Genomic DNA, 23,546 nt, shown 5'->3' on the forward strand with positions numbered 1-23,546 from the left:
GTGCGAGTTGGTGCGTACGTCATCGCGACGCCAAATCTCTCGGCACGTACCACCCCGGCGCCTCTCCCCCCGGCTCCAGACGGCGGCCGACACCTCCCTAAACGCACGCAGGATCCGGCTCGCTGGAGCGAGCCGGTGTAGTACCGAACTCGAAGAACCTTCTTGCAAACGCCGCGGCCCTGACGGAAAGTCAACGCAACGTTTAAAGAATTCGTTTAAGTAAGCCGTTATAACGATCTCACCGTACTATCAAGGAAACCAACATGCGCCTCCTTCTTGCCATCATCGTCCCATGGCTCCAGTTTTTTACGATCGGCCGCCCTATTGCCGGTATTGTCTGCTTTCTTTTGCAGATCACGATCGTTGGCTGGATTCCGGCCGCAATATGGTCTGTCTACGCACTGAGCCAATACAAGACCGATCAAAAAATTGAACGCGCTCTTGCTGCGCGCGGCTGACCGGAGCTGCCACGCGAAGAGCAACGGGCCGGTCTAAAAACTGCACTCGGTTCGAGCTGGCCTCCAACCGCTTACTATCCAATTACGAACAGATGCTCGCGTCATCTGGCGCGCGTAGTCGATGAAACGATGAACAAGAAAAGAAACATCGAAATTTCCTTAATTGCGACATTGATTGTCGCGAGCCTAGCATCGCACGCAGTACTCGCGACTGAGTCTCAGACCGACGCGCCGTCTCAGCCAGAGCCGGAAATCAAAGCAAACAACCAAGTGCACCCACCTGCGGATCAGCTTCGATCACTAAGTGATTTCTGTTTTTTCGCGAACCTCCCTCCCGCCAGTCAGAAATACAAGATCATCAAGGATGTGAGTATCGGGAAAAATTCGTACGGCAGTGTCACGACCATCCTTCCCAAGCTGGCCGAATACGCGCAGATGCGCGGAGCCGACGCCATTATCGAGTACACCGGTTCACAGCGCTTTGGCTTTTGGCCGTGGCGCGTCGTCAGACCGGTTGTGCGTGGGACCGCCGTGCAATGGACCGACCCGAAGCCAACGACTTGCGAATCGATCGGAGGCACGAAATTGAGCACGATCCTGTCGTCTGGTCAGCCGCCGGCAAATTAGCGTAGACAGCGAAGACCGAACTCACATGACTGTCAGTTGACGAAAAACTTAGAGGCATACGCGTCCTACTGCGCGCGGATAGCGTCGATGAGGGTGGCGCCAAGCTGCCTTGTATTTAAAGCGTTTCCGTTGCTATTTACGACTGCGACGCTAAGTTGCGTCGCGAGCTCCCGCAAGACGGGGAGGACTGGTACAAGTTGCACCCCGTCTCTGTCTAGATCGATAGCCCCGCTTTCGCGCCTCCGCAGAGTCAAATTCCCGATGGTTGCTTCATCGACTATGGCAGAAGTCGGCGAGTAAGAGACTTGCTCTCGATTTGGCATCTGAGATAGTAGATTTTCTACGGCCTCAAGCGTTCGGTCGCCCCACATTTTGGACAACGCGTAGGTTTGCTGATCGATATGAAAAAGCTCGTCGGCTTTCGTAAAATAACGAAGTGGCTTGCCGCCAAACGCAAGTTTAAATTGCGTTTCAGTGAGATTGCCTGGCGCCGAGAGAAACATGTTTCCCCGCCACTTCGCTGCGGACTCTATGTCATCTATGGACAGCCCCTGTTGCAGCGCCTCGGTAACCACGCCGAGGATGAGTCGCCGCTTTGGGAGATTCGGATAAATGTCCTCCCTGATGGAAAGATCATATCTTGTCAGATCACGGTCTTGAACGCGCGCTGCATCTTGCTCCACCGCTTTTTCACGCACAGCGACCGTGTATTGCTCAACCTGCGGTAGAGGAATCACTTGTTGAATGTCGAGCAACACCCGGTTCGCAATCTGATGAGGACGCATCTGCACGCAGCGCACATCGAGTCCTCGTTTGTTGAGCCACAAAACCGCAGTCGTAAGTTCAGGTGAAAATTCTGCTGACGCGAGAACAATTCGCACGTTATCGGACAAGGCCACCACTTCACTTTCCTCTTTGTCCAGAAAGTCCCTTATCGCCTGCTCCGCATCTTCGTCCGACCGCCCTATAGTGAGCAAGTATTTACGATGCGCTTCGACGGCTTGCTCAAAACGCATTGTGGAGACCATGGCGGCATATCGGATCGCTTGCAGCTCCATGTGTGCAGCATCGTCGCGCTTTAGCTCAACGACGACGAGATTTGCCTGGTCATCTAGGCAGAGCAAGTCTATTCGTCTGTTGGCCCCAACCCAGTCTCCAAATTCCTCAGCGAGCACCATCGTTTTAACATTCGGGGTAATAGCCGCAATATGCGTCCGAATCGCTCGCTGAATATTCTGCCTTTCCAGCAGGCCCAGCTTGGTAAAAGTCTCCGGGTCGATCGCTTTCAAACTATCTGCGGTCATCTCATATAACGCCATCAGCTTCCCTACGAGATTAGTTGTGGATGGTATTCGTGCACGAGGCAACGGGTCTTGAGTGCGCTTTGCATGATGCCACCATCGCGGGCCAATTCCAAAAATCGGCAAGCGCCGCCGGCTTTGAGTCGTCTGCGAGCTATGAGCCCTGAGCATCAGCTACGCTCGCGTCCGGCTCTCTCTTCGCAGTCCCGCCTGCTTTTGCCGTGCGCGGGGGCAAAGGATACGGCTCCGCGTGCATCTGGTCGGCCGGGAACAGACGCAAAAACGACAAAGCCTCATCGGTCGTTCGGCTCGCAAGCCATGCCTCGTGCTCGGCGCCCGGCACGAACACGGCTCGCCGGACTCAAGTCCGATGCGCCAGCGAACCGGCTTACCGGTTTCATAATTCGGCTCGTAGAAAAAACTCCGGAAGTTCGGTCTATGATAAATCGAGACGTGGTCAGTTTTTTGCTGTCGTTACGGATCCCCCGCCGCTCCAGTGAACGATCAGCGGCCCACCACTGAAGGAGACCACATGGCTCCCCGTTCCTTGGCATCGCTCACACTGAGTTTCGGCCTCGTGTCTGTCCCTATTAAATTGTTCACAGCGACCGAAAGTAAGTCGGGCGTCGGCTTCAATCTGATGCATAAGGGCTGCGGGACAAGGCTAAAACAGCAATACGTTTGCCCCGCCGACGGAAAAGTAGTCGAGCGCGCCGATATGGTGAAAGGCTACGAGTTCGAGAAAGACAAGTATGTGATTTTTGAGCCTTCCGAACTTGAGGCACTGGAAGCCAGCGCAAGCCACACTGTCGACATCGTCTCGTTTATGCCCACGGAGGCGATCGACCCGATCTATCTCGACAAAGCCTACTATCTCGCGCCGGATAAGCGCGGCGGAAAGCCCTACGAGCTTCTGTATAAGGCGATGCGTGAAAGTGGTACCTGCGCGCTGGCCAAATGGGTATCCAGAGGGAAAACTCATATCGTCCAGGTCCGCGCTGGCCAGGACGGGATTGTCATGCAGCAGTTGCTCTACGGCGATGAGGTGCGCTCGCAGGCCGCGCTCGATATCGAGCATCCAGAGGTCCAAGCAACTGAACTGAAACTTGCGCAGCAGTTGATCGAGCAATACCGCGTCGATGGATACGACCCGTCTGCCTATTCCGACGAAGAGAAGGAGCGCATCCTCGCCGCAATCGACCAGAAGATTGCCGGGAAGAAAATCGTCGCTGCGCCAGAAGTGCAGCAGACCGGGGGAGCGGTCATTGATCTGGTTGAGGCGCTTCGTGCGAGCCTGCAGAAACGGCCGCTGGCAGCCATCAAAGAGAAGCCCGCGCGCGCGCCGTTTGCGAAAGCGAAAGAGCAAGAAACTCCCGCGCCGGCCGCCAAGACTCGTAAAGGGGTGCGCAAAGCCACAGTCGCACCCGTGGCCGCGCCGACCCCCACCCGTCGTACTGCAACGAAGAAGTGACGATGCGTAAGGGCGATGGATACAGCCTGCGCGACGTTCAGCGGATGCTTGGGGTGTCCCGAAGCGTCGTCGAAAGGCTGATCACAGCAGGGTTCGTCTCGCCCCAACAAGGCGACAGGCGTGAGCGCCGTTTCAATTTCCAGGATGTCGTGATGCTGCGCACGGCCAACTCACTACGCGCGGCGGGCGTGTCGCCCCACAAAATTGTCCGGGCACTCACCCATTTGCGTCGGAACTGGGCGAAAAGCGGTGGGCTGACGAGCCTGAGTATCTCCGCGATCGGAAACAACATCGCGGTCCGTGACCCGCAAAGTCGCCAGTGGGACGCCGAGTCCGGTCAGTTGCTGATCGACTTTGAACCCAAGCCCGAATGCGGATCGGTCGCTTCGTTGGACGACCCTTCCCCAGCTAGAACGCGACGCGCTCAGAACGCGGCCGTTGAGCTCTTTGAAGAGGGCCAGCAACTGGAAGACGACGATCCGGCGGCCGCGGAACGAGCCTACCGCGCGGCGCTTGATCAGGCGCCAGACTACACAGACGCCTCGTTGAACCTTGGGTGCATCCTCATGGACGCAGAGCGGTACGATGAAGCGATCGACGTCTATGGGGCCGCGCTCGAGCATTGCAACGAGGACCCAGTCCTGCACTTCAATCTTGGCGTAGCGCTGGAGGACGCGGGGCACCTTCGAGAAGCCCTCGACGCGTATCAGGCTTGCATCGCGCTGTCCGACGATTTCGCCGACGCCCATTTCAATGCAGCGCGGATTCACGAAGAACTTGGCGAAGCCACCAAAGCGATTCGTCATCTCAATCATTACCGGAAACTGCAGCGAGACTGAAGGAGCCGAGAATGTTCCGCTTTTATCTGATCGATCCAGTCACCCATGCAGTCGAGGCCGTTCACGACGGATTCGATCGAGCCGCAGAACTCATCGGGACCGAGCCGATCGAAATGAAAACCCTGTGGAGCGGTACGTTTGATCCCGATTCGTCAGTCGATATGGTGGTTGCCGAAGGCGACGCGCTGGACGAGGAGGCCGCAGACCGGTTCAGCTTTCGATTCGAGTGCCATGGCCATCCGAAGTCATGGGAATTTGCGGGCAAGGCCGTATTGGTGGCGGTGGGCGAGTTGCCCGAAGATATCGCGCGGCAAGTCGGCTCGTCCGAAGCGGTCGCTGCCGCAACCACTTTCGCTGAGGAGGAAAATTCCGTTTCGGGTCATGTTGTTCACTGGAGCGCACACCCAGATCTGAAAGGACGAAGCGCACCGGTGCGACGCGGACCCCGCCGTGCCACGAGCAAATCAGGCATCGGACACAACAAGTAAGCATTCGCCGAGAAAGGCGCGGTGCAACCTATTTTTCCGGCACACTGTCGCATTCGCAATCACCTACCCTCGGTGCCATGCCTCACGCTTTCATGCCGACCTCAGAACAGCTCGCGGTCCTCGAAGCTGTCTTGGGCGGGGCCGATTTGAAGATCAAGGCATACGCCGGTGCAGGGAAAACTTCCACCCTTCGTCTCATCGCGGAGCAGCTCTCCGACAAACGCGGGGCCTTTTTGGCGTTCAATAAGGAGATTGCTGACCACGCGCGCCGCGGATTTCCCTCGAATGTCACTGCGCGCACCGTACATTCGTTGGCGTATGCATCGGTCCCTGCCGCGCTATCCTCGCGTGTGAATCTACCGCAGGAGCCACCGCACGAACTGGCCAGCCGCTACGGCCTCTGGCCGGTCGAGGTGCCGACGATCACCGGAAAGACGGTCGAAATCACGTCGTTCGAACTCGGGCGGATGGTCATCGACGGACTGGGGATGTACTGCCGATCCGCTGACCCCACCCCAGAGGCGTCTCATATTCCGGTTGATGAAAAGGTTCAAGCCGATGCAGCTGCATGGCTGCGTTCTACCCTACTTCCGTCAATCCAGCGTCTGTGGCGAGAAAGCATTCATCCACGCGGCCAAAGCGCGATCGCACCCGACGTATACCTCAAAGTCTGGGCGCAATCGAATCCCAGAATCAGTGCGGATTTCATTCTCTTCGATGAAGCGCAGGATAGTGATGGCGTAATGCTGTCGGTGCTCGCGCAGCAACGGCATGCGCAGACCATCTACGTGGGCGACCCTTATCAGCAAATCTACGAGTGGCGTGGCGCGGTGAACGCCATGTCCACGATTCAGGCTCCCGAACTGGGTCTGACTGAATCATTCCGTTTCGGAGACACCTTCGCGGCCCTTGCCAGTCGTCTTCTCGGTCTACTTCACGAGCGCACCCCGATCCGTGGCCAAAGCTCGATCGGTTCAATCATGGTTGAGGATCCCAGCATTCAGCCACCGGTTGACGCGGTCCTTTGCCGCAAGAACGTGACAGCTATTTGGCATCTTGCTGCGGGCCTCGAGAGCGGCTACAAGCCAGCGATTCGCATGAGCCCGTCCGAAATTGAAGCGTTCGCGGACGGCGCGGACCTACTACTCGCGGGAAAGCGCGCCTTCCGCCCGACGGCATTCTCGTTATTCGAGAATTGGGAGGATGCGCAGGCGTTTGCCCGGAGTGCAGTGGGTGCCGACTTGCTCCCCGTCGTGCGCATCGTCGAGGAATGCGGTACGGACTACCTCCGCAACTTAGCGCGTCGTGTGACGCCGCCTCAACATGCGGACTATGTCATCTCAACGGTGCACCGCGCAAAAGGGTTGCAGTGGAAACGTGTGAAGGTAACGAATGACTTCCGCTTCAAGTTCGACGAAGGACGCCTCACTCTCGACGACGACGAAATGAGGCTGCTCTACGTCGCGGTCACACGTGCGCAGCATGTCCTCGATATTTCGGAGATGCGCGAAGAACTGCTTCGGCTCATCGGCTCGACCAACACTGCGAATTCCCGGAGTAAGCGCACGAATGGCGTGAACGGCTGAAGCCGACCCTGTCCGGCCGGTCGACACATCGCAGTGCTGCGTCGGGTTTTGAAGTACAACTGTCATTCTTTGGAACGCTAGCGAGGCGGCTCCCCGTTGCTTTCCCGCCGTTCGCACCTCGGCAACGACGAGTCCAGTGTGCGGCTCTTCAACGATGCATTTACTGACCCTGCATGGACCAGGCGCGCCCATCGGTACCAGAAAGCTTTAGCAAGAGAGCCGTTGGGGCGACTCCTTCTGAGTTTGCAGCCCGGAACGGTCTGCATATTTGTGATTGCTACCACTGCTCGCCGCAGGGCACCGCCGCCGATCTGACCAAGATGTTGCTTGCGCGGCCACGGACGGGCTGTATACGATAGCAGCGCTCGATTCGTTGGCGCCGCGTTGTCAAGCCTTGTCCCTGCACCCGATCTCACTGTAGTTCCAGTTGACAGACTAAATGAGCATCGACAATTGGCAGTAGCCGTCGAGGTATATCATTTTTATTTAATTTTTAAATAAATCCAAATCTCTGTTGCTCGCTTTTTGAAAAATGCCGCTTAATTAGCGTTCGCGAGTTCAAGAGATCCGAGCGCAAATCCCTTGTCAATTTTTTCGCGAAAGATACGGACGCCACGCGTGCGTGCGGTTTATCGTGCTCCATCATTAATTTGCCGGCAGATACGATGGCCGATGGCGTCAATGGTGCGACAGTTAGGGCCAAGGAAAGAGCATCAAATTTTTCAGGATATATCGCTCCAAACATATTCTTACCCGCCTGCTCCAGCTTGGCCAAATGTCTTCTCTGTTCTGCCTCACTATTGGCGAAGTACACCTCGTTGATAATCCCCCATAAATCTTCGCGTGCACGCGTATATTCTTCTCGCAATTCCAATATTGCTTGCGGTATGTAATGGCGCATCGATGCCCTTGACATTACCAATTTCGTCAGGGGCGGAATAACAAAAAATATCCCTGGAGCCCTTAGCAGGTTTGCGCTCGCGCGATATTCCTCGTCAAGGGCAGTAAATAGATGCTCGGGCCATGCAGTAAAGATGTGTTTCTCGCAAATAGTTGCGATTCTGGACTGCGAATAGATTACAGCACCGGATCTCTGACAACTTACCAGATATCGTGCATGGTCGATCGCAACGCTCGTGATCGGAGGGATTTCTCGGTTTATTATGAATTTGTCTTCATCTCCGTGAAACGCTGCCCATTTCGTTAAGAATTCTCGCCTCTCTTTTTCTTCTTCCTCGTCGACGTCATAATCACCGTCGTCATATTCTGCCGCCTTTTTCCAATATTCCGCCTCTCGTGCGAATTTTTCACAACTCGCCAAGTCCCATCCTTGATACCAGGCCTCGTAAAACGCATTCTCCTCTACAGTCAACGTGATCCACTTCGGCAGACAAGAGGCAGCAACGTCGCGCAAGGTTTTCTCAACAAAATTTTCCAGAAATTCGCTTTCCGCTAGGCTTAATTGTTCAATCGTTTGTGGTGCTTCCGGCGGGATAAATTCATAATCAAGTAGATGATCACGAAACGGCATATTGAACTTAAGGACGTCGCCCTTCGCGGCGAGTTCAAGGTCTACGTTTTTTTCGTGTGGGGTAACGTTGAACCGCGTGGCAATTAATCGCCGGCCGGTAATAAAAGCGCGAAGACCTCGTTCAATCAACGGAAGATCGTCAGGGCAAAGTTCCGAGTCGGAATATCCACACAAAGTCGCTAAAGCTTCGATGATGTCATTGTCGATCAAACTTTGGCCAAGTTCAAAACCAGTGGAGGAACTTTCCATGGTAACCGTCCGTGAGTTTCTGCAAATTCCTCGTACGCTCAAGCGGTCCTACGTCAGCCAGAACGCTTGATCGCCGATGCGAGATAGTCTTACCCGACTCACGGTTTAAAGCAACCAGCGATAAGCTCGCGCCCGCGCGCGGCTACCGGCCTGATCGCTGCCGATGAGGGGCAGTCATCATCCGCCTGTCCGGCTGGTTCCGGAGACGACCGGCCCATCGAATGACCGCTCCCCTGAACCGGCAAACGACCGGAACTGGCCGGGTCCTGTCTCACGGGACTGGCCTGCTTCAGCAACGGGGACTGCGCGACATCCCTCAGTGAGCACCGGCGACGGTGTCGAGGATTTTTTGACCCGCTGATTGAAAGCAGCATCGCATTCCTCGTTGGCAACTTACCTTACTGAATCGTCGAGGACTCTCCCCCTCTGACAGGCCAACCTTCGCTCGTGACCGTGTCTGCATCAGGGTCTGGAACCGGACCCAATTCCGCTCCAAACCACGGCACCTCAGTGCGAAGCATTGCAACATAAGCGTCCCAACCAGGCTGATGGCCAGCGAAAAGATCATGCTGGATGGTGTACGCAAGGAGCTTTCGGTTCAGCTGCGGCTCGAGCAATTCCTTGGACCAAAGAAAAAACGCAGTCGCGGCCCGCGCGGCGTATTCGTATGGCGTCCACTCAGCATCAACCCGCGCCAGGATAGCGAATCCCGCCAACGACTCCTCTTGAGCGGCCGCTTCGCCAATAGTGTTGTACCTTGCCGCGCATTTCAGTACGCACCCGATTGATTCAACTACGTCTCCGAAATGAAGAAGTAGCGCCCGCCGCTCGATCCCATCTTGTTCGCTCATTGAAATCTCCCGTTTTCTGATGGTTAGACTTATTTCAAACCAACTGCCCGCCGCATTGCCACCGTGATGCCTTGTCGGCATTGAAAGTATCCGGCCCACGGATCAGCACCAAGCGATCGCTGTCTCTGCACAGCGTTCGTAATTGACCACTGATCCGCTGCACGGACGTCCTTCAGCTCGTCCCACGCTATCGGCATCGACACTCCCATGCCCGGTCTCGCTCGAGCTGAGAAAACCGAAGCAGTGCTCGCGCTTTTTCCGTTCCGAAGATAGTCGATGAAGATCTTGTTAATACGATTCTTTGGTCCGAGGACCGCTGAAAATCGCTCCGGCATGATGCGAGCCATATGCCGCGCGACAGCCTGCGAGAAACCCTTCACATCCGCCCAGCTCTGGCGACGCGTAACGGGAACAACAATGTGATAACCCTTCCCTCCGCTTGTCTTGATGAAGCTCTTTAGGCCGATTTCATCGAGCAGGACTTTGGCGAGCGACGCCGCGTCGGTCATCATCTGCCACGGCAGACTTGGATCGGGATCGAGATCCAGCACAAAGCGATCGGGATGGTCCAGGTCGGGTTGGACTGCATTCCAACTATGCAGCTCGACAACATTCCGTTGAGCCAGCCCGATCATCGCCTCGTGAGTGTCGATGGCAAGCAGCGGCGGATGATTGGGGTGAAGGTCTGCCGGGAGACGCGTTATGCCAGGAATGCCCATTCGCTCCTCATGCTTCTGGAAAAAAAGCTCGCCTTGAATTCCAGAAGGCGCGCGCACGAGGGATACGGGCCGGTCCGAAAGATATGGCAGCGCGAATTCGGCTATTTCGTCGTAGTACCGCACCAGATCGATTTTTCGCAGTCCCGTAGTCTCGTCGATCACGCGCTCTGCGTTCGAGACTTTCTGGCCGGCAATCACATTCGTTTCCGCCCGCTTCGACGCCGGGCGCGCGGTGGCGGATTTCCTCGATGCTGGCGCCGACGCGTCAACATCAACCTCCTTTTCCTCGACTATCTCGTCGGCCGGTTTGTCCGCGCGCATACCGTGAAAGATCGGATGACGCACCTCACCATTTGGCGTCCATTCCAGGAAAGAGGTTTCGACAACCAATTCCGGTTTTAGCCAGAGGAAATCGCGCGCCCGCTCGGCTGCCGGTGGGTTGTAGAACGGCGATTGCGATTGGATCAGCGCCTCAGTCTGTTTTTGCAGTTCGGCGATCTGGCGGGGACGCAATTCCGCTTTGACTGTTCCGGCAAAGCGCAGCGATCCGTCCCGCTCATGTACCCCGATCATCAACGAGCGAATGCCGGATTTGGCACCGGCCGTTCGGGTGAAGCCCCCTACGACAAACTCCTGCCTAGACAGGCACTTGAGCTTGATCCAATCGTTAGACCGGCCTGAACGGTAAGGCGCGTCCGCGCGCTTGCCCATGATCCCTTCGAGACGCATCCGGCAGGCAGACGCCAAGAGCGAAGCGGGGTCTTCCGAGAAGGATTCACTAAGCCGGACGTGCTCGTTGGGCACGTCGCTGATGATCGCAGCGAGAGCATTTTGACGTTCCCGCAGCGGCGCTTCGCGCATGTCTAAACCGTTCAGATACAACAAGTCGAAGGCGAAATAGGTCAGTTGCGCGGTGCTTCGCCGATCAAACGCATTTTGCAGCGCGTTGAAATCGGGAACACCGCCTTCGGTCAACACCACGACCTCCCCATCAAACCATGCCGAGTCGACCGGCAACGTCGCCATCTCCCGCGCAAGCACGGGCATTCGATCAGCCCAGTTATGCCCGCCCTTCGTGATGAGCTTAACGGCCGCGTTTTGGATCCGACACATCAAGCGATAGCCGTCGAATTTGATCTCGTAGCGCCAATCGCCGGTGGCGGGGGGTGCTTTGGCGAGTGTTGCTAATTGCGGCGCGATCGCATCGGGACACGCGTCAGCGACGCGCGCGGGCGGGTCAGGCGTCAATCGCTTCCGTCTCATGAGGGTCTCGTTGAGGTCCGATCATCCTATTGTGCAATAGACATGCCTCCATTCGGGCGGGCTGTTCGCTTGCAGCCCCGGTCGCGCCCGCCCAATGAAGTCGGCATCGGGTACCCTCCATGTACGAGTTCTAACAGGAGAGGTTCCGATGTGCGGTCGATACAGTCGAGGACGACAAAGAGGCTTGGACTACGTTGAGCCGTTGATGACAGATGCCGCCGACCCGCGGATCAAGCTGGATGAGGAGCTTTTCCGACCGAGCTGGAACGTCGCTCCCAGCACGAAACAGCCAATCCTGGGGCCCGACGGCGCCCGGATAGAGGCATGGGGATATAGGCCAGGTTGGGCCGTCGCCCGGAAAACGCCTTTGATGGTGAACGCCCGGCTGGACAAGGCCGGATCTTCTGCGTGGAAATCAATGTGGAAGAAGGGCCGCGTGCTCGTGCCTGCCGACGGATGGTACGAGTGGGTTGTTGAGGAAGGGAAAAAACAGCCCTACTACATTCAGCCAATCGACGGACAACCCCTTTTCTTCGCGGGCCTGACCAGTACGACGTTTGGTATGGAGCCACGAGAGGGCGAAACCTACGGGTTCGTGATCGTCACCGACGCTTCGGCAGGGGGCATGCTTGACGTGCATGACCGGCGTCCGTTGGCGCTCTCACCGGACGAAGCCCGGCAGTGGCTCGACCCAGCGACGCCGTACGAGACAGCAACGCACCTCGCGAACAATGCCGTTACGCGCCCGGAAAACTTCCAGTGGTTTCGCGTTAGCACCGCTGTGAACAAAGTCGGCAACAACGAACCAACGTTCAATGAACCGATAGAGGAGAAAACCTGAATAGGTGCCACGCTCAGTCGCACTCCCCATCAAGCGCCGTCATACCGCCGAACCGGTTAGCAATGTAACCGCGGGCAAAAAAAATGCCCCGGGTCTGTGACGACCGGGGGCTTTTAAACATGTAAGTCGCGACTTACGCCGCTTCTGGGTTACTAAAGACAGAGACCGGCGCTCGCGCGTCGGGCACCTTCGAGTGATTGATCAGCAGCGGCAAACATATCCGGCTGACGTGATGCGCGGTCGAGGCGCGGCAACGCTTTCGCGTAGCGGCTCGGACCGCTGCCGTCGAAGCTATCCGCGCCGGCGGCCGCGCAGATGCGGATCCGTCGGGCAGAATTGACGCGACCAACATGCAAATGGCAGTTGCGCCGACGGGCGAGTAATCCCCACGCTTCAGCGGTTGCTTCCTTCCACTCGGTCGAACCGCCAACGAAGATGCCGACGACTGGCGACAGAAAGCCCGCCACGTCCTCAAGCTGCATCCCATCCTGAACCGCGATGAGCAACTGCGTGGGAATGCCGCGCAAACGCTCCTTCCACAGCAACGAGTAATTGAGCGAGGCGAGTCCGCCCTGAACGATGTCGGGAAGAACGATCCAGTCGGCGCGCTCCCCTAGCTTTTCGACGGCTACGAGGAACGCGGTTTCATCGAGCGGATCGCCTTGCTGGAAGGCAGACCACGCACCGTTGTCGAGTGCGTATCGCATGCCTTCTGTCCGCAACTCGCCTTTCGCCGACACAAGGAGCCGCCACTGCGCATCCTGTAGTGCTTTCAGGTTGCGTTGCGTGCCAGTCCGGCTCGCATAGCCCACCATTGGCGGACGATGCATGATCAGTCGCTCCTCGATCTCTGGGTTGTCATCGGCGGACCCGTCGACCCCATAGTAGTCGGCGTACGCGATCACAGCCTGCGACCATCCAAGCTTCTTACCGCTCGCATAGTCTCCGAGCCAACTCGGCATGGACACGCTGGAGGTCATGACTGCACCCCCCGCGGCTTTTTCGCTCTGCCCGCGATGATCAAGAATTCCAGTTCGCCGGGCGCGCGGTCGATCTTGCGCACCCACGGCCGAACATTGTTTTCACACACCGGCGTATCTGCGATGTATTGCAGCGCTTCCTCCAGCGTTTCGATCTGCTTCGCGGGGGCACCAACAATTGCTGCTTCGAACATAAAAACTCCACATTTGAAATGCGGAGCAGCCCCATACGGGCTGCTTGCCCGCATGGGTTGAGAGAGAACATCAATGCACGGCCGGAATGCGCCGCGTGAACATCGACGAAGTTACGTTCCGAAGGTCACGGTGCGCGGTAGGGCTCACCGAGCGCCATCACTTCCGACCAGTTGGCCAGGTAAGCGCGTGCGATGTCCGGGCGATTCGAGATCACCAGGACATTTTCAGAATTCACCCGAGCGGCCGCTTGAGAAAAGTTATAGGACCCGGTCTCAACGGTCGCCTGGTCGATCACAATCAGCTTGGAATGTTGAATGGGAAAGACCCGTACAACACGCACCGGCACGCCTGCATAGGACAACGCGTTCAGTGCCGCAGCCGCCTTGCCGCCGCGGTCCTGTTCGATGTTGTTCTTGTAGTCCACCGTCACCGCAACGTCGACTCCGCGATGCTTTGCGGCCAACAACGCCTTAACGACCGGCGCCGCGGTGAACGAATACGCAAGGACTCGAATCGACGACCGTGCGCTATTGATCGTTTTCAAGACCAACGCTTCGGCACCGCCATTCGGCGAGAAAGCAACCTGCACGTCATCTGCCGCGACCGCCGGAGCTGCAGCAGAAAAGAAAAGCGCGCCGACCAGCGCGGCGGAAATCACGGAAATACGAAACTTCATAGACACACTCCAGGGAAAGGTTTACTCCCAAAGCCCCGCTTCCTTTCGGAAAGCGGGGCCCGGTACAAGAGAGTTTTGGAATCAGGCAGCAAGCGCCTGAACGTCAATAACAGCATCGGCCAGCGCGACAAGGTCCGGCGTCTGCGAGATGAAGAACTCTCGCTGATACCCACCCTGGCGCAGCACTTCACGCTTCATGCGCATGAACTGGACCTTTCGTTGCTCGTCGAGCGGACCATCCGATTCGTCGCTGAACAGGGTCTGATACGGCTGACCGGTGTTCTGCGCGAGGTACAACGCGATGCCCCGCGTCAAACACTCGTTGATCCAGACCTTTTGGCCACCCGACATCACCGTGACGGACTTACTGCTGTCGTTGTCAGCGTCATGAACGATGATCTCGAACCCCTCGCGCATCTCACCTGTGGCGAGCGCACGCTGGGTTCGAATCTCGACCGTGAACCTCATTCCGTAACAAGCCAGAAGCAGCTCGTTCACCGTATTGGTCAGGGCCGGCCCAGCATCGTCAATCGTCAGCGCGACAACCCCATCGTTGCCCAAGCATTTCGCGAGGAGCTTCCAAGGCGCGATTTCGTCGGACAGCCGCTGCGCACGATGTTCCGTGGCAGACAACCCTTCCAACTCTTTCGCGAACGCTTCGGCTTGCGCCTGCGCCGTTGTTTGAGACCGAATCAATGATTCGATGCGGGCCTCCAACGCTACGACCGCCTCTCGATTGGCAGAAAGCTGGCGATCTACCGCCGCAATCTCCGCTGTGACATCCACCGCAGCCAGACGCTGAACCTCCGCCTGAACTTCGGTCAACATCGCACCCAACCGATCGGTATCCGCCTTGAAGAGGGCCACTCGCGCGTCCTCTTCTTCGGTCAGGATCTTGAGATCAGTGCACGCGGCGGCCACCGCAGCGCTCGCGGCGTCGAGGAGGGGTTTTCGTGCTCCCAACTCGATTGCTGACTGCAGCGCACGACGATTCCGAGCGATTGCGTCGGCCAGCGCCTTGAACTCAGCACGCCGCTCGGACAATTGAACGACGGCTGTGTTGAGCGCCTCTGCTTGCTCTTTCTTCTCGCGATATTTAGCTCGAAGATCGACGACCGAGACGCGCTGAACTTCCGCTTCGGCCTTTGCTGCGTGCGCCTGTGCCAACAGCGGACAGGTCGCGTGCATCGAATGCCCAGCGCACGGAACAGACCCAACAACAGCCGCTTGCTCCGATAGCCCTTTCAAGTGCGCCGCTTTCGCCGCCCCTTCGGTTTCCAAGCCCTTCAACGATGCGCGCAGATCTGTCAGCGAAAGTTGCTTTGCTTCCAAATTAGCGATCAGCTTCTGCAGCGGGTCGACCTTCTCCTCCTCGCGAGCGAGTTGGATCTGGATAGCGTCACGTTGCGTGGCAGCGGAGAGAATTGCATCCCGTTTCCGGCCGAGCGCCTTCTGCTCCTTCGGAAAGCGGGTGTCGAGTATCGCAGCCGCGGCGTCCTCGTCAGCAAACAGCTTCGCCTTCGAGAACATCATGAACTGCTCGACCGTCGTGAAATCCACACCGTGATAGGAGAACCGGCACGGATGCCAGTTGCTCAGGGCGTCGTCTGCCCCGAAGAAGAAAGTAAAGTTGCCTACTTTTCGCATGAGGAAACCCTATGCGGGAAACTAAAAGATGGGCCGCCGAAGCGGACGTGATTCGATGCACGTAGTGTGCGGTCGAAAGCGTTTGAGGAAGTCATGCTTGCTCAAAAACTCTCATTCCGATCGAAAAAGAACCAGCCCCGAGGGGCTGGCGAAGTGTGGCGTTCAGACAGATTTTAGTTATGCGGGACTCACCTCTCGAAGTGCCTGGTCGAGTTCTCGATCGAGCGCAGCGGGATCGTTCAGCCCGGCGGTCAGGCGCTGATTCATGCGGTCAACATCGTCGGGACGGGTCGGCCAGCCGTTGCCGAACTGAACGTAGCCGTACGCTTTGACAGCCAACTGCCGGTCCTCTACGTTCAGGCCCAGCCGCTGCAACAGATCCGACATGCGATGGCGTTTGTCTTCGAGTGGCTCGTTCGGGTCAGGAGTGAACGATTCGTCACTGTTAGAGCCCGCTTCGGCCGCCGGATCGTCTTCGCTGCCAGCGCCGTCCTCGACGTCCATGGCATGTGCCGCGCCAGTCGGTTCCAGCATCGCGACGACCTTGTTCGCGGCTTCGAGCGCCGGAACCGAGTCGTCCGCACCGTCAAGCAATGCGCTCAGGTCGATATCCGCATCGAGCACCGTCAGCATCTGCTTTTGCCGTTTCGGCTGCCCCGTCTCGTCAATTCGCGTGATGTCGAACTCTCGTTTCGAGAGCCAGAATCGCGTGCCGGTGAGTCGGCCACGCGCGAGCGACACCGTCTGCATGGCCGAGTAGGCTTTTTGCAGGACGTAGATGGAGTTAGTCGGTAGCTCGATCAGCCCCAGCCCTTTGATCTCCGGAATGACGAAGACAAAGTTTGCCGACAGATTGCACTTTCGATCTTGATACTGCGGACACGCATGCGGATCGCAGATGCCATCCGGTATGTCGTCGTCCTGGCGGTGAATAACCATTCTGCCGCCGAATGAACGCCGTGCGCGTTGCGCGCGTGGATCACGCTCGACGGGTGCGTACATCTTGCAATAGCGTCTGCCGTCCGCCCCGTACTCCGAGAAGTACTGCCGGCCGGAGGTGCCATAGACGGCCATCTGGTTCGGGACGTTGCGGAGCCAGTCGTCGAACGCGAACATCACCGGAAAGCGAAAAAGCTTTCTGCCGCCTTCGTGGTCCTCGCCATACAGCTTGAGGATTTCGTCGGCAGTGTCGGGATTCGAGAAGTCCGATCGACGACAGGTGAAATAGGAGGTGTTTTTCGGAACGAGCGGGTTTCGGAGCGAACAACGGCTTTCGATCACCTGCCCGATAGTTTCGAAGGAGTCGCCGGCGGCGACCATTTGGCCGTACAGCTTCACCGCTTTTTCGTTGGATTGCGCCGCGCGCGTGAGCACTTTGATACCCGGGCGAATTTTGCCAATCGTCGGAGGACGAGGAGCGCGTTCTTCAACGAGGCTACGCGGTGTCAAATCGTGAAACTGGACTGGTGCATTCATCGGAGTTTCCCCGCGAGAAAGAAGATTGCCGAAGTAGGAAGCGTCGTTGCCTGAGATTGAATCTCTCGGGCCGCGTCGGCTCCCCGTCTTTCGGTGATGTGATGGATAAAGGTGGTGCGCTCGGCATCGCTGTACATCGCGATCTGAGCGACCTCGCACCGTGCCCGCCATTCAGCGGTTTCGGTATTCGAATGCATGCGCTCTTGATCGATCTGAGTCTTGATCGTCTCGGCGATACGCGCGTTTAGACGGTCTCCCAACAACATAGGCACTCCCGTTTGAAAAGTCCGCGAACCGCACGGACGAAAAAAAAGCCCGCCCCCGTGAGGGAGCGAGCTTCGTGAAATCGATAGGTGGAGACCTACGCGCCACGTCCCTTCTGAGGACGTGGCGTGCAGGGAGCGACCGGAAACCGGTTTCGCTCAGTCAGAGGACGTAAAGTCGTCCTCGCGCGGCATGGTCACGCCGCGCAACAGCCCTTTTCGGAAAATACATTCCGCCGCAGGAATCACGGATCAGCCAACTTCGATCGTTCTACCCAGATCAGGCTCTGGAGAGAGAACACCCGAGAACTGGGTTCGAACGATGTACCGGCGCAAATGAATGCGAGCCAGGTACGAGTATCACGGCTGAAATTGGGGAGTAAGTAGCGAGCAAACTCAGCACAAGAAGATATCCACACCGGTAGCAAACCGGTCGGAGCATGCTCAGGGGGCACGACTTAGAGAGAGAAGATGGACTCCGGCCTTGGAGTCGAGGTCGATGCGTCAGAGACGCGGGGTATGGATTGAAGTATTAGGGCAAAACGCCCTGCGGTGTACTGGAAAGCTCGCGAAATTCGTATAGCTTTCACCGGCTTGACTTATGTCTGTTCAATGAGAATGTGTGTCTGAGAGAACACATACATCCGAGAACAATCATGTCCGGCTTTGACACAGAAACGCCCGAGGCGGCAGATCCAGGGAACAAGATCGTACAGCCCACCGGCGAGAACCACAGCGGCCTTCGCCCGCTTAAGCGTCTCACAAGCGATTCGCGACTCGATCGCATCCACGGGGAGACGCTCGCCAAGACCGAACTCCACTACTACTCCACTTTCGCGCGGGAGTTCTGCCGCTCCGACTACAACTTCTGCGCGGCGAAGATGACCATTGCGCGCGGCGGCAAACTCGTCGCACTGGATGCCGAGTTTCGCGTCGCCGAGGCGTTCTTCAAGAAAGCGCTGACGTGGGCCAACCAGCTTCACGGCCGCAGCTCCGCCATCACGTCCGAGTCGGTGACACTCGAAATCAAGCATCCCCTCTCTGGTCGCTTGGTGCGCCTGCTCACGATGTACGACCAACTCTTCCTGAAAACCTTGGACGCGCTTTTTACGCGGTCCGTGATGGAGCACCAGCGCAAGGCGGCACTCGAAAGCGCGGAAGCTCGACTCAAGCAGTTTCCCTTTCTCTGCATCCCGGACAACGATCGCTATGCGCCCGAAGGCGTGTTGCTCCCGAATCCGAACGCCACGCACTGATCGACGGCGTCCGGCGAGCGCTTGACAAGCTCGCGCGCTGGATAAGCTCGAAACACGACTACGAGAAGAGGCATTCCCAATGGATATCCATGAAATTCAGCGACTGCATGCGCAGTTTGCACCCGATTCGATGGTCATTGACCTTCCGCGCCAACTCGCGGCGCTGCCGGCCCCCGGCGACTTTCCCGCCGACGCAACCCCGACTGCACGCGAACGCTGGGTACAAGCGGGGCCGATCGCGCGTCGCGGTGTGATTGCGGTCGCCATTGCCGCGCTCGTCGCCATGGCCGGAATGGGCGCCGCTTCAATCTATAAGGCGCACGTCGGCGCGCGCGTGGCCGACCATGCAAGCGGCGCTACTGCAGTCGCCGCTCCGGCTGTATTGACGAACTCGCAGAAGCCCGCAAACCGCATCGAGCAGCCCACGAGCACGCGCGAAGTCGACGCAACGCCCGCCCAACCGGTTGCAGATGCGTCGACACTCAGCGCCGCGGACTTCGCATCGGCTTCTTCGTTGGGGCTGACGGCGGAACAGTTCCGGGCATCGATGCGCACACCGACTGCGTCCGACGCACCGAAGACGTCCCAACCCCTGTCGTCTGAATCGCAACTTGCAGCTGCATCGCCGATTCGACGCACCCCGACCAACCGCAGTGAAGCGCCGAAAGCCGCGCCCGCGCAGATCTCAGCGGCGCAGACGGCCACACCGATGGCCCCACAGGCGGTGGCGAAGGCAGCACCCGCCACAGTCGCCCCGGCGCAACCGAGCGCTGCACCGGCCCAACCCGCGCCAGCCGCGCAGATGCAATCAGGCCCGTCCGCGAGCGCCGCCGAAGAATCCGGCAAGCCCGCCCATCCGGTCCGCCGCCATATCTCGCGGCCGCGTACCGAGACCGCGACGGACAGCGACTCTGCGGCCACGCCCGCGCCGTCGAACCGTGCAGGTTCGGCCGAAGTGAAAATGTTCTAGGAATCGCACCACCATGAAAACGAAACCCAACATCACGCTTATTTCTGCGGGCTGCACGATCACCGGCGACATCATCGTCGATCACGGCATCAGCTGCTTCGGTCTCTGCGACGGCGGCATGGTCTCGACTCAGGGCCTTTTGCACGTCGGCGAAGGCGGCCTGGTTCAAGGCATTGCTCAGGGAGAGCACGTCCGAATTGACGGGCGCGTCGACGGCAACGTACACGCGCGCGGCACGCTGGAAATCAATGGCCACGTAAGTGGTGACATCTTTTACTGCGGCACGATCCGCCTCGGCCCGCGCGCCGCACTGAACGGCACATTGAAACGTGTCGCCCGGATGCTGACGATCGAAGCCGAACGCGCCGACGCGCCCGCCTCGGCAACAGAACTCCCGCAGCAGTCGGAAAAGTCGGAATCGAACGTAACCGACATTTCACGCGCCATTGCCTGACCGACTACCCGAACACAGAACCCGGAAAAATGATGATGTTCAAACGCTCCGCAGCAGTTATCGCTTTCACCCTCTCCATCGCAACGCTCGCTGGCTGCGCTTCGGGCGCATCTGAGGCCGTTTCCGACCAGTCGCTCATTTCTCAGATCGTTGTCGGCCGCTCGACGAAGCAAGACGTGCTCACGCGCTTTGGCGAGCCGCAAGAACGCAGCGCAGATATCGACGGCGGATCGACGTGGTCATATCAACGAGTTCAGACCACCCCGCTCGGCTTCGTTCCAGGATTGAACCTGCTCGGTCACTCGATGAATGAGTCGGCACTGCACGTCCGTTTCAACAAAAAGGGCGTGGTGACTGGTATCGAAAACAGCAAACGCAGCCTGTAGCCCACCAAGAAACGTAACCAAAATGACAGTTCGAAAAATCCTTGCCCGGGCGGTTTTGACTGCCGCGTTTCTCGTGCCTGTGGCGGTCATCGCGCTCGCCACTGCATTCACCCTGTCCGCGACCGAACAGGCGGCCACACTGGTCCAGGAGTCAAATCTTGCCCGACTGATCGAACTTCGTGGCGACGCCCAGAGCCTGCCCGTGGCCCAAGGCCAAGCTCTTTTGCTTCGCCACGGCTTCACGTCCGCCGACGAACTGCAGATTAAGATCGAAGCCAACACGAAAAGTCTGACGGAAAGTGCCTCCGCTTGGAAGGCAAGCGCGCGCCTGGTCCAGATATGCGAGGCGCTTGCCGCGTTGTGTGGAATCGCGTCAATCGTGTCGCTGTTCGGCCGCGGCGACCCGGGATCGCCGCGCTCGCGTACGCAACGATCGCCGGCCACGATTTAATCGAGCGACTGGCGCGTTTGAATATGACTGATTCGAGCTTTGACACGCGCACGCCGGTCTGGGAACAGGCCGCTCAAGAAGCGGCATTTGACGGGCGCTGCTTCTGCATGAGTTCTGACGGTCGGTTCATAAATCGGCAGGCGATGCCGGAGAACGTGCCTCACCGCGACCGCTTTGAGTTGAACGAGGCGTTCTTGCAGCGGTTCGCGAACGAGATGCAGACATTCAGATGAGATAGGGTTTATACTTATCCCGTCTCCTCCATGTCTCAACCGATATGGATTCAAGCCCGCCCTGAGCGGGCTTTTTTTTTGGATGCTTGGCGTGTGCTGCTGTACTTCGAAATCGCCGACCCAGACTGCGTCTTATTCAGCCGAGGGTTGGAGCCGTGGGGCCTCCTCACCAAACACGTCAATGCGGTAAATTTTGAATTTGCTCGGCACGGTTACCAAGGTCGCCACTTGTCGCGGTAGGAGTGGAAAACCGGTCTGCAGCAGATGCAGCCCGATCATCCCAAGGTGGTCGAGTTGCGCCAGCTCTCGCAATGGTCAGAGGGACAGGTCTGGTGCAGCCCCGAGCGTCACGGCACGCTCACTGCGGTGTTCAAGAATCAGATTGATTGGCTACCGCTCGAGGCAGCTGGCGTCCGGCCAACCCAGGGCAGAACGCTCGCTGTAATGCAAGTTTGCGGAGGCTCCCAATCGTTCAACGCGGTCAATGCCCTTCGCCTACTTGGTCGATGGATGCGCATGGTCACTATCCCCAATCAATCGTCCGTAGCCAAAGCGTGGCAAGAGTTTGACGAGACCGGTCGGATGAAGCCCTCCTCGTACTATGATCGCGTCGTCGACGTGATGGAGGAACTCATCAAGTTCACACTGTTGGTTCGCGACCGATCCAACTACCTCACGGATCGGTACAGTGAGCGCAAAGAGGCGCGCCCCGAGCAAGCAAGTGCGCTTTCAGCCGCTGCAATGGATCACGAAGCGGACGCCAACGCAGACATCGATGACCGCGAAGCTCAGTGATCAAACAAGTAACGCTCGCGACACTGCCGCGACCTTAGCGCTCGCAATCGCGCAACTCGTTTCCTGGGGATCGACCTACTACGCGTTTTCCCTTTTCGTCGTGCCCATGGAGCAGACGATGGGATGGGGCCGCATGGCCACGAATGCCGCGCTATCCACGGGCCTTCTGGTGTCAGGGCTTGCGGCCTATCCAGTGGGCAAATGGATCGATCACGGATATGGTCGTCGCGTGATGGTTGCAGGCTCGTTTCTCAGTAGCGCGATGCTCCTTCTGTGGTCGCAGGCCCACAGCCTCAATGTCCTTTACATTGTTTGGATTGGGCTTGGCATCGCGATGGCCGCGACACTTTACGATCCGGTCTTTGCAGTCATCACCCAAGATTTTCCGGCTACGTTTCGAAGCAAGATCACGCTCGTCACGCTGGTCGCAGGATTTGCAAGTACCGTCTTCATACCGCTGACCCAAGGCCTCGTGACCTGGTTCGGATGGCGAGATGCGTTAGCCGTACTCGCTGCCCTCAACTTAGTTATCTGCGTACCGTTGCAATTTCTCGCCATTCAGCGCAGAGCATCACACGCAGCAGGCGTCGCACATGTCGCGGCGGTTCAGGCAATTAACGCGGAGGCGACCCGCCGTGCGCTGCGCACACCCACCTTTTGGTGTCTGGCAGTTTGCTTTACTGCTTATTACGCTACCTTCGCCGCGTTGACCTTTCATCTCGTTCCCTTGATGGCCGAGCGCAAGATCCACCCTGCCGTCATTCTCCTCACGATGGGTGTCATCGGTCCGGCTCAGGTCCTCGCACGAATCATATGGGCCACCGTCGGACGCAACCTTCGACCATCTGTCGTCGGATTGCTTGTCACAACGGCTTTCCCAGTGTCCGTGGTAGTCATGATGTGCGCTGGTGACCGGTCCGTCGGGCTCGTGCTATTCGCCACCATATACGGCGGCGCAAACGGAATGATGACGATTCTGCGTGGCACCATCGTGCAAGACGTCATGTGGACGGAGGGATAATCGTGGCAATCAAGGTCATGATGCGATCGCCGCTGATCGATTCGGATGGCGGCGCACCTCGCGGGAGGTTCTGATAGAGGTATCCGAGCGCGCGTATGGCATCTTCGTCAGGGAGGCGATTTTTTGGCCCGGTGTCGCGACGATCCTGCTCGATACGATCGGGCGTCAGCCATCTCGGACGGACTTTATTCCTGCATCGCCAGTCAAGTCGCAACCGACAGAGTCCGTTTCGGTCGAGCGCGTCGGCAAACTCCTCTATGTGTCCAACGACCTTATACGCCGTCGACTCTTTTTCACGTCCTTGCACCTTTGCGGCTGCAGCGTCGAGATGATCGCCGCTCAGTTCACTGATGTCGTACTCGCAGTCGCCTAGCGCATCGAACACATACCGCGTTGCTCGTACGAACAACATGTGGCTATTCGCTGACTGTCCCCGCTGGCGATGTCTTAGACACACGAGCGACTTCACTACATCGGCAAAGACGCCGTGCAGGGGCGGTCCTAGTAAGTGAGGCCCGA

25 protein-coding genes and 1 pseudogene are annotated in these 23,546 nt (G+C 57.9%); 15 read left to right on the top strand and 11 right to left on the bottom strand.

Features of this window, described 5'->3' with window-relative positions:
- The first annotated feature begins 263 nt into the window (after positions 1–263).
- Both AC3D25_RS30560 and AC3D25_RS30565 read left to right on the top strand, forming a co-directional pair.
- Positions 264–458 (top strand): YqaE/Pmp3 family membrane protein, encoded by a 195-nt coding sequence (locus tag AC3D25_RS30560; RefSeq protein WP_488892267.1) that lies wholly within the window; start codon positions 264–266, stop codon positions 456–458.
- Between the two features lie 129 nt (positions 459–587).
- The gene (locus AC3D25_RS30565; protein ID WP_488892268.1) at positions 588–1,085 is read left to right on the top strand and encodes a hypothetical protein; all 498 of its coding nucleotides are present in this window, start codon (positions 588–590) and stop codon (positions 1,083–1,085) included.
- A gap of 65 nt (positions 1,086–1,150) precedes the next feature.
- Here AC3D25_RS30565 and AC3D25_RS30570 read toward each other — a convergent pair whose 3' ends face one another.
- Entirely contained in the window at positions 1,151–2,389 is a 1,239-nt protein-coding gene (locus tag AC3D25_RS30570; RefSeq protein ID WP_488892269.1) for a hypothetical protein, read from the bottom strand.
- 529 nt (positions 2,390–2,918) lie between these two features.
- Here AC3D25_RS30570 and ku point away from each other — a divergent pair.
- The 4 genes from ku (at position 2,919) to AC3D25_RS30590 (ending at position 6,770) form a co-directional block, all read left to right on the top strand.
- Entirely contained in the window at positions 2,919–3,857 is a 939-nt protein-coding gene (gene ku, locus AC3D25_RS30575) for a non-homologous end joining protein Ku (RefSeq protein ID WP_488892270.1), read from the top strand.
- Positions 3,858–3,859: 2 nt separating this feature from the next.
- Positions 3,860–4,696: a tetratricopeptide repeat protein gene (locus tag AC3D25_RS30580; protein WP_488892271.1), complete on the top strand. Its 837-nt coding sequence runs from the start codon at positions 3,860–3,862 to the stop codon at positions 4,694–4,696.
- An 11-nt stretch (positions 4,697–4,707) separates the two neighbouring features.
- Positions 4,708–5,184, top strand: a complete 477-nt coding sequence (locus AC3D25_RS30585; protein ID WP_488892272.1) for a hypothetical protein — start codon at positions 4,708–4,710, stop codon at positions 5,182–5,184.
- A gap of 77 nt (positions 5,185–5,261) precedes the next feature.
- Positions 5,262–6,770 (top strand): ATP-binding domain-containing protein, encoded by a 1,509-nt coding sequence (locus AC3D25_RS30590; RefSeq protein ID WP_488892273.1) that lies wholly within the window; start codon positions 5,262–5,264, stop codon positions 6,768–6,770.
- Between the two features lie 493 nt (positions 6,771–7,263).
- Here AC3D25_RS30590 and AC3D25_RS30595 read toward each other — a convergent pair whose 3' ends face one another.
- From AC3D25_RS30595 to ligD, 3 genes are all read right to left on the bottom strand, one after another.
- Entirely contained in the window at positions 7,264–8,550 is a 1,287-nt protein-coding gene (locus AC3D25_RS30595; protein WP_488892274.1) for a hypothetical protein, read from the bottom strand.
- Between the two features lie 398 nt (positions 8,551–8,948).
- Positions 8,949–9,401 carry a hypothetical protein gene (locus AC3D25_RS30600; protein WP_488892275.1) on the bottom strand — a complete coding sequence of 151 codons (453 nt, stop codon included), beginning with the start codon at positions 9,399–9,401 and terminating at the stop codon, positions 8,949–8,951.
- A gap of 29 nt (positions 9,402–9,430) precedes the next feature.
- Entirely contained in the window at positions 9,431–11,383 is a 1,953-nt protein-coding gene (gene ligD, locus AC3D25_RS30605) for a DNA ligase D (protein ID WP_488892276.1), read from the bottom strand.
- 148 nt (positions 11,384–11,531) lie between these two features.
- Between ligD and AC3D25_RS30610 the strand changes: the two genes are divergently transcribed.
- A complete protein-coding gene (locus AC3D25_RS30610; protein WP_488892277.1) occupies positions 11,532–12,224 on the top strand; it encodes an SOS response-associated peptidase in 693 nt (230 codons plus the stop codon).
- A 152-nt stretch (positions 12,225–12,376) separates the two neighbouring features.
- On the opposite strand, the gene AC3D25_RS30615 is transcribed toward AC3D25_RS30610, so the two are convergent.
- The 6 genes from AC3D25_RS30615 to AC3D25_RS30640 form a co-directional block, all read right to left on the bottom strand.
- Positions 12,377–13,204 carry a hypothetical protein gene (locus AC3D25_RS30615; protein ID WP_488892278.1) on the bottom strand — a complete coding sequence of 276 codons (828 nt, stop codon included), beginning with the start codon at positions 13,202–13,204 and terminating at the stop codon, positions 12,377–12,379.
- Entirely contained in the window at positions 13,201–13,398 is a 198-nt protein-coding gene (locus AC3D25_RS30620) for a hypothetical protein (protein WP_488892279.1), read from the bottom strand. Before AC3D25_RS30620 ends, AC3D25_RS30615 begins: the two co-directional genes overlap by 4 nt.
- 125 nt (positions 13,399–13,523) lie before the next feature.
- Positions 13,524–14,075 carry a phospholipase D family nuclease gene (locus tag AC3D25_RS30625; RefSeq protein ID WP_488892280.1) on the bottom strand — a complete coding sequence of 184 codons (552 nt, stop codon included), beginning with the start codon at positions 14,073–14,075 and terminating at the stop codon, positions 13,524–13,526.
- A gap of 81 nt (positions 14,076–14,156) precedes the next feature.
- Positions 14,157–15,722 carry an NADAR family protein gene (locus AC3D25_RS30630; RefSeq protein ID WP_488892281.1) on the bottom strand — a complete coding sequence of 522 codons (1,566 nt, stop codon included), beginning with the start codon at positions 15,720–15,722 and terminating at the stop codon, positions 14,157–14,159.
- Between the two features lie 177 nt (positions 15,723–15,899).
- Positions 15,900–17,198 (bottom strand): recombination directionality factor, encoded by a 1,299-nt coding sequence (locus AC3D25_RS30635; protein ID WP_488892282.1) that lies wholly within the window; start codon positions 17,196–17,198, stop codon positions 15,900–15,902.
- Complete coding sequence (locus AC3D25_RS30640; protein ID WP_488892283.1) at positions 17,195–17,464, bottom strand: DUF7696 family protein; 270 nt, start codon at positions 17,462–17,464, stop codon at positions 17,195–17,197. Before AC3D25_RS30640 ends, AC3D25_RS30635 begins: the two co-directional genes overlap by 4 nt.
- 653 nt (positions 17,465–18,117) lie before the next feature.
- On the opposite strand from AC3D25_RS30640, the gene AC3D25_RS30645 reads away from it, so the two are divergent.
- From AC3D25_RS30645 to AC3D25_RS30680, 8 genes and pseudogenes are all read left to right on the top strand, one after another.
- Entirely contained in the window at positions 18,118–18,717 is a 600-nt protein-coding gene (locus AC3D25_RS30645; RefSeq protein ID WP_488892284.1) for a DUF1845 domain-containing protein, read from the top strand.
- Positions 18,718–18,796: 79 nt separating this feature from the next.
- The gene (locus AC3D25_RS30650; protein WP_488892285.1) at positions 18,797–19,687 is read left to right on the top strand and encodes a hypothetical protein; all 891 of its coding nucleotides are present in this window, start codon (positions 18,797–18,799) and stop codon (positions 19,685–19,687) included.
- 13 nt (positions 19,688–19,700) lie between these two features.
- Positions 19,701–20,141 carry a bactofilin family protein gene (locus AC3D25_RS30655; protein WP_488892286.1) on the top strand — a complete coding sequence of 147 codons (441 nt, stop codon included), beginning with the start codon at positions 19,701–19,703 and terminating at the stop codon, positions 20,139–20,141.
- 29 nt (positions 20,142–20,170) lie between these two features.
- Positions 20,171–20,527 carry an outer membrane protein assembly factor BamE domain-containing protein gene (gene bamE / locus AC3D25_RS30660; protein WP_488892287.1) on the top strand — a complete coding sequence of 119 codons (357 nt, stop codon included), beginning with the start codon at positions 20,171–20,173 and terminating at the stop codon, positions 20,525–20,527.
- 22 nt (positions 20,528–20,549) lie between these two features.
- Positions 20,550–20,978, top strand: coding sequence for a hypothetical protein (locus AC3D25_RS30665; RefSeq protein WP_488892288.1), 429 nt, complete (start codon positions 20,550–20,552; stop codon positions 20,976–20,978).
- 23 nt (positions 20,979–21,001) lie between these two features.
- Positions 21,002–21,211, top strand: coding sequence for a hypothetical protein (locus tag AC3D25_RS30670; RefSeq protein WP_488892289.1), 210 nt, complete (start codon positions 21,002–21,004; stop codon positions 21,209–21,211).
- Positions 21,212–21,475: 264 nt separating this feature from the next.
- Positions 21,476–22,006: pseudogene (gene arsH, locus AC3D25_RS30675) on the top strand (arsenical resistance protein ArsH); the annotation flags it as partial.
- On the top strand, positions 21,987–23,027 hold the full coding sequence (locus tag AC3D25_RS30680; RefSeq protein WP_488892290.1) for an MFS transporter: 1,041 nt from the start codon (positions 21,987–21,989) through the stop codon (positions 23,025–23,027). The pseudogene arsH and the gene AC3D25_RS30680, both read left to right, overlap by 20 nt.
- On the opposite strand, the gene AC3D25_RS30685 is transcribed toward AC3D25_RS30680, so the two are convergent.
- Complete coding sequence (locus AC3D25_RS30685) at positions 23,008–23,439, bottom strand: hypothetical protein (RefSeq protein WP_488892291.1); 432 nt, start codon at positions 23,437–23,439, stop codon at positions 23,008–23,010. The two genes, AC3D25_RS30680 and AC3D25_RS30685, sit on opposite strands and share 20 nt — an antisense overlap.
- Positions 23,440–23,546: the final 107 nt, after the last annotated feature.

The organism is Caballeronia sp. SL1002 (genome assembly GCF_057814995.1).